Origin of the sequence: Micrococcus sp. HMSC31B01, from assembly GCF_001816085.1 — a bacterium.
Taxonomy (GTDB): Bacteria; Actinomycetota; Actinomycetes; order Actinomycetales; family Micrococcaceae; genus Micrococcus; species Micrococcus luteus.
This window is the reverse complement of the sequence record NZ_KV825270.1, coordinates 1-5,782: the sequence shown is the minus strand read 5'-3', so window position 1 is coordinate 5,782 and position 5,782 is coordinate 1. Positions and strand designations below refer to the sequence as shown.

General features: G+C 74.6%; 7 protein-coding genes. 5 read left to right on the top strand and 2 right to left on the bottom strand.

The genetic code is table 11. The features are described from left to right. Nucleotides 1-264 (bottom strand): oxygenase MpaB family protein (locus HMPREF3105_RS09460; RefSeq protein WP_141762486.1); only part of this gene is annotated, 264 nt, incomplete at its 3' end. A 345-nt stretch (nt 265-609) separates the two neighbouring features. Here HMPREF3105_RS09460 and HMPREF3105_RS09455 point away from each other — a divergent pair. Then, entirely contained in the window at nt 610-882 is a 273-nt protein-coding gene (locus HMPREF3105_RS09455; protein WP_246830365.1) for a three-helix bundle dimerization domain-containing protein, read from the top strand. Between the two features lie 287 nt (nt 883-1,169). Here HMPREF3105_RS09455 and HMPREF3105_RS09450 read toward each other — a convergent pair whose 3' ends face one another. Continuing rightward, nucleotides 1,170-2,414, bottom strand: a complete 1,245-nt coding sequence (locus HMPREF3105_RS09450; protein WP_070709381.1) for an isochorismate synthase — start codon at nt 2,412-2,414, stop codon at nt 1,170-1,172. 194 nt (nt 2,415-2,608) lie between these two features. Between HMPREF3105_RS09450 and HMPREF3105_RS09445 the strand changes: the two genes are divergently transcribed. From HMPREF3105_RS09445 to HMPREF3105_RS09430, 4 genes are all read left to right on the top strand, one after another. Then, entirely contained in the window at nt 2,609-3,403 is a 795-nt protein-coding gene (locus HMPREF3105_RS09445; protein ID WP_036316741.1) for an arsenate-mycothiol transferase ArsC, read from the top strand. A 10-nt stretch (nt 3,404-3,413) separates the two neighbouring features. Further along, nucleotides 3,414-3,794: a metal-sensitive transcriptional regulator gene (locus tag HMPREF3105_RS09440; protein ID WP_002856860.1), complete on the top strand. Its 381-nt coding sequence runs from the start codon at nt 3,414-3,416 to the stop codon at nt 3,792-3,794. Between the two features lie 39 nt (nt 3,795-3,833). Then, nucleotides 3,834-4,052 (top strand): heavy-metal-associated domain-containing protein, encoded by a 219-nt coding sequence (locus HMPREF3105_RS09435; RefSeq protein ID WP_036316743.1) that lies wholly within the window; start codon nt 3,834-3,836, stop codon nt 4,050-4,052. Between the two features lie 4 nt (nt 4,053-4,056). Beyond that, nucleotides 4,057-5,782: heavy metal translocating P-type ATPase (locus tag HMPREF3105_RS09430; protein ID WP_070709379.1), on the top strand; the 1,726-nt coding region annotated here is incomplete at its 3' end.

Below are 5,782 nucleotides of genomic sequence, written 5' to 3'. Positions count from 1 at the left end.
CGGGCGGTGCGCCGCCCGCACCCGGTCGACGACCGCGTCGCGCGCCGGCGCGGCCTCGGGGAGGGTGACCGCGTAGATGTAGGCGAGCGTGTGGCGGAGCCGGCGCATCGGGTCCTCGGTGAACCGGGAGTGGACGGCGACGCCGGCCCCCACCGGCCGGTGCGCCACCTGGAGCAGGATCGCCGCACCGGCGCCGGCGAGGATCACGGCCTCGCGGGCGAGGGCGGCCGCGGAGGTCGGGGCGGAGTGGCGGTCGGGGCGCATGGTCCCAGCCTCGCACCGGACCGGGCGGAGGGGCAGGGAGCCAAGATGAACGGTGCCGTTCACCTTCTGTTCATTTTGCTGTTCGCCTGCCGCTCGTGGCGCCTCGATCCGAAAACCGCATGATTGCGCCGATTTCTCGCCATGCAGGCATGTGCGGCGGAGTGCCTCAGGTCACGTTGATGAACACGGAGTTGCACTCTGGGAGGAAATCTGTAAACTTGTTCACAAGCAGTTCACCTCGCGTTTACGGAACGCGAGGTCGGGACTCCACCGAACTCATCACCCGCGGCCCCGCCGCGACGATCCGCCGGACTCGTGGTCCGGCAACCGAAGGAGGTGCTCACCGTGAGCATCAACACGACCAGCCACCACCTGCCCACCGCCCCGAGCCCCCTCATGCAGCGCCACGTGCTCCAGCGCGTCGAGGAGACCCTCCTCCGCCGCTTCGAGGGCATCGTCACCGCCGAGACCGTCCGCTCGGTCGTCCGCGAGGTCGTCGCCGACCTCAAGCGCGGCGCCCGCATCACCACCTTCCTGCCGGCCCTCGCCGAGCGCGAGGCCACCCGCCGCCTCCAGGCCGCGACGCCGGCCCACGAGGCCATGGCCGTCGCCGCCTGATCCCCCACACCGACGCGAAGACCCGTCGGCCCGCCCCGCGAGGGGCCGTGGCCGGCGGGTCTTCTCGCGTCCCAGACGCTTTCGTTCGGGAAACGGCGGGCCCCAGGACGCTTTCGTTCGGGAAACGGCGTCACCGCTCCTTGCTGATGAGGCCATCCGGCACCTCCGCTCCTGGGCACCGTTCCATCGCCGCCCACGCGAATCCGGCGTGCGGCGCCGTTTCCCGAACGAAAGCACCGCGACACGCCGCCATTTCCCGAACGAAAGCGCGACCGGCACGGGAGGCCTCAGTCCTCGGCGACGCCCAGCGCTCGGCGCATCGGCAGGAACTTGGCCCGGATCTCCGTGACCTCCTCCTCGGGCACCGCTCCCGGGACCATCCCGCCCCCGGCCTGCAGCCGCACCCCGCCGGGCACCTGCTGGCCACAGCGCAGCGCCAGGGCGATCTCGCCATCGCCGTCCTGGTCGAGCCACCCGACCGGGCCCGCATAGCGGCCGCGGTCCACGGGCTCGACCTCCGCGATCACCCTCACCGCGTCCGGCGTGGGGGTCCCGCCGACGGCCGCCGTCGGATGCAGCGCGGCCACCACGTCCAGCACGGTCCCCCGCCCGTCCCGCAGCCGGCCGCGCACGGACGTGGCCAGGTGGTGCACGTTCGGCAGGGTCAGGACGGTGGGCGCGGGGTCGTCGTCGGCGAGGTCGACGACGGGCGCCAGCGCGTCCAGCACCGACCGCGCGGCCCAGCGATGCTCCTCCGCCAGCCGCGGATCAGAGGCCAGACGCTCCCGCAGCGCGGCGTCCTCCTCCTCGTCCGCGCCGCGCGGCATGGACCCCGCCAGCACCCGCGAGCCCACGAGCCCCGCGTGCCGCGTGGCGAGGACCTCGGGCGTGGCGCCCAGCAGCCCGCCGACGGCGAACACCCAGGTCTGCGGGTACTCGCGGCGCAGGGCCCCGATCGCCCGCCACAGGTCGGCGTCGTCCGCGGGGACGGTCATCGTGCGGCTGATCACGACCTTCGCCAGCTCCCCGCCCGAGTCGGCCATCCGCGTCAGCAGCTCGCGCACCCCGGCCGCGTAGCCGGCGTCGTCCCAGGCGAGGTCGGCGACGTCGGCGGGCAGGGGCACCTCGCCGTCGGCCAGCAGCCGGGCTCCGCGGTCCGCGGCGACGGCGGCTGCGAGCGCGTCCGCGTCCACGTGCTGGGCCACGTCCCGCACGCCGGACGGCGTGGCGCGGCGCAGATCCGCGGGGATGCGCAGGACCGCGGGCTCAGGCGAGTCGTCGGCGAAGGTCGAGGAGATCCAGCCCCGCAGCGGGGCCGTCGGGTCCGGTCGCCCGGCGACGGCGGCCTGCCACAGCGCGGAGAGTCGGCGGAGCCGGTCGGGGCCGTCCAGGAGCACGGTCCAGCCGCCCTCGCCCCGCCACGCGTCGTCCCCGTGTGCCCACAGCACCGCCCGAGCGAACGGGGGGACGGCGGCCTCGGGGGCCCCGGTCGCGGAGGTGCCGAGGTCCGGGAGCAGGGAGCGGACAGACATGGCCCCATTCTCTCCCACCTCGGCGGACCCCCGCTCCGGGCCCGGGCCTCGGCCACCGCCCCGACGGCGGCGAGCGGCGTCGTCGGGCGCGGAGGGATCCCGTCAAGGCTTGCGCCGGCACACCCGACGTCGCAGGGTGGGGGCACCCGTTCACCTCGCGTTCAACCGACCGCCTTCCCCGGAGGACTCGCATCATGGCCCCCATCCCCCCGGACCCCCACGCCGATCACGCACCGGCGGTGGACGACATGCCGCTGGACACGACGGCCGCGCCGGACATCCCCGCCGCGGTGGACCCCGTGCCGCACGGGATGGCCGCGCACGTGCTCGAGCGCGAGGTCGGGCCGCTGATGGCGCGCTTCCCCGGCGTGGCCGACGAGGCGACGGTGCGTCAGCTCCTGTTCGACTCCTACGCCGAGCTCGCCGAGACGAGCCGCCACCCGGAGATGCTGCCGACCATCTCGGTGCAGCATGCCGCCTCGCGCCTGCGCGCCAGGGCGATCAACCAGGGCAGCATCGAGTCCCGCCACCCGCGTGTGCTGTTCGTCTGCCACGGCAACGCCGGCCGCTCGCAGATGGCCGCGGCCCTGCTCGAGAACCGCACCCACGGCGAGGTCAGGGCCCGCTCGGCCGGCACGGAGCCCGCCGGCGAGGTCATCTCCACCGCGTTCGAGGCGATGAACGAGATCGGCATCCCGCTGCACCACACGTACACCAAGGGCCTGGACCCGGACGTGCTCCGGGCCGCCGAGATCGTGGTGCTCTTCGACGGCGCGGATCCGTTCGAGATCCCCGAGGGCGCGCAGGTGCAGAAGTGGTCCGTGCCGTCGATCCGCGGCATGAGCCTCGAGCAGGTGCGCGGCGTGCGCGACGCCCTGGACCTGGAGGTCCGCGGCCTGATCGCCGATCTGGGCGAAGCCGCCACCCCGCTGCCGGAGGAGGGCACCCGCGTCGGCCGACCCCTTGACCTATACCCCCCTGGGGTATAGAACAGGGGGTATGAGCACGGACAGCACGACGACGGCGCCCGCCGCCGCCTCGCCCCTCCCGTCCGCCGCGGCGGACGCCTGCGACGGCCACCGGCCCCCGCACGAGGTCCACCGGGACAAGGCGAAGCACCTGGCGCGACTGCGCCGCATCGAGGGGCAGGTGCGCGGCCTCCACCGCATGGTGGACGAGGACGTGTACTGCATCGACGTCCTCACGCAGGTCGCCGCCGTCACGAAGGCGCTGCAGTCCCTCAGCCTGAACCTCACCTCGGAGCACCTGCGTCACTGCGTGGCCGAGGCCGCGGTGCAGGCCGAGGCGGAGGGCCGCACCGAGCTCATCGACGAGAAGGTCGCCGAGGCGACGGCCGCCCTCGGCCGCCTGCTGCGCTGACCGGCGCCGTCGCTCCCCCCACCCCGACAGGAGTTCGAGATGACCACCACCGACCTGAAGATCACCGGCATGACTTGCGGCCACTGCGTCGCCTCCGTCCAGGAGGAGCTCGGCGAGATCGCCGGCGTCTCCGCCGTGGACGTGGACCTGAACTCCGGTGGCGTCTCCACCGCCACCGTCACCTCCGAGGCCCCCCTCGACCCCGCCGCCGCGCGCGCCGCCGTCGAGGAGGCCGGCTACACGCTGGTGGAGGCCTGACCCCATGACCCACCCCGCCTCCTCCACCCCGGCCGGCCCGCAGTCCGAGACCACCCGCCGCGTCGACCTGGACGTCACCGGCATGACCTGCGCCTCGTGCGTGGGCCGCGTCGAGCGCAAGCTGGGCAAGCTCGAGGGCGTCACGGCGTCCGTGAACCTGCCGCTCGAACAGGCGACCGTCACCGCGCCCGCCGGCGTCTCGGACGAGGAGCTCGTGGCCGCCGTCGAGAAGGCCGGGTACGGCGCCACCGTGCGCCGTCCCGCCCCGCCGGCCGGACACGCCGGACACGCCGGGCACGCGCACACCTCCGAGCACGGCGAGGAGCATGCCGCGGACCATGACGGCGTGGACCACCACGACCACATGGCCCACGGTCCGAGTGAGGACGTGCTCACACCGCGCCTGATCGGCGCGGCGGTGCTGACGGTGCCGCTCGTGCTGATCTCCATGGTCCCGGCGCTGCAGTTCCCGCACTGGGGCTGGGTCGCGTTCGCCCTGGCGGCGCCCGTGGCGCTGTGGGCGGCGTGGCCGTTCCACTCGGCGGCGTTCCGCGCGGCCCGGCACGGCTCGTCCACGATGGACACCCTCGTGTCCCTGGGCGTGCTCGTCTCCTTCTCCTTCTCGGCCGTGGAGCTGATCCTGGCGCCGGACATGACCGCCCACGTGGGCGGGACCATGGCGGAGATGGCCCACCACAGCCTGTACTTCGAGACGGCCGCGGTCATCACCACGTTCCTGCTGCTGGGCCGCTGGCTCGAGGCCCGCGCCAAGCGGGAGGCCGGCGCCGCGCTGCGGGCCCTCCTGGACCTGGGCGCGGCCCAGGCCACCCTCTACGACCCCGAGACCCACGACGAGCGCACGGTGCCCGCCGAGTCCCTCGCGCCGGGCGACGTCGTGCTGATCCGCCCCGGCGAGAAAGTGCCCACGGACGCCGAGGTGCTCGAGGGCACCTCCGCCGTGGACGCCTCCCTGCTCACGGGCGAGTCCGTGCCCGTGGAGGTCGGCCCCGGGGACGCCCTCACCGGCGCCACCCTGAACACCTCGGGCCGGCTCGTGGCCCGCGCGACCCGCGTCGGCTCGGACACGACGCTCGCCCAGATGGGACGGCTCGTCTCCGAGGCGCAGACCGGCAAGGCCCGCGTGGCCCGGCTGGCCGACCGCATCTCCGCCGTGTTCGTGCCGATCGTGCTCGGGATCGCCGTGCTGACCTTCGCGGTGTGGATGCTGGTGACCGGCGACCTGCCGTCCGCGCTGCGCGCCGGCGTGGCCGTGCTCGTGATCGCGTGCCCGTGCGCCCTCGGTCTGGCGACCCCGGTCGGCCTGCTGGCCGGCACCGGCCGCGCCTCGCAGCTGGGCATCCTCATCCGCGGCCCCGAGGTGCTCGAGGACTCGCGCACCGTGGACACGATCGTGCTGGACAAGACCGGCACCGTGACCGAGGGCCGCATGGCGCTCGCGGACGTCCTCGTCCTCGACCCCGCTTTCGTGGCCGAAACGGGCGCCTCCCGGAGCGCTTTCGTGGCCGAGACGGCGCCGGACCAGGCCGCCGACGTCCTGCTGACCCTGGCGGCCGCCGTTGAGCGCGGGTCCGAGCACCCGATCGCCCGCGCGATCGTGGCCGGCGCCGAGGAACGCGGCCTGACCGTGCCCGGCGTGGCGGACTTTGCCTCCACAGCCGGCGGCGGCGTGTCCGGGCTGGTCGCCCTCCCCCACGACGACGGCGCCCTCG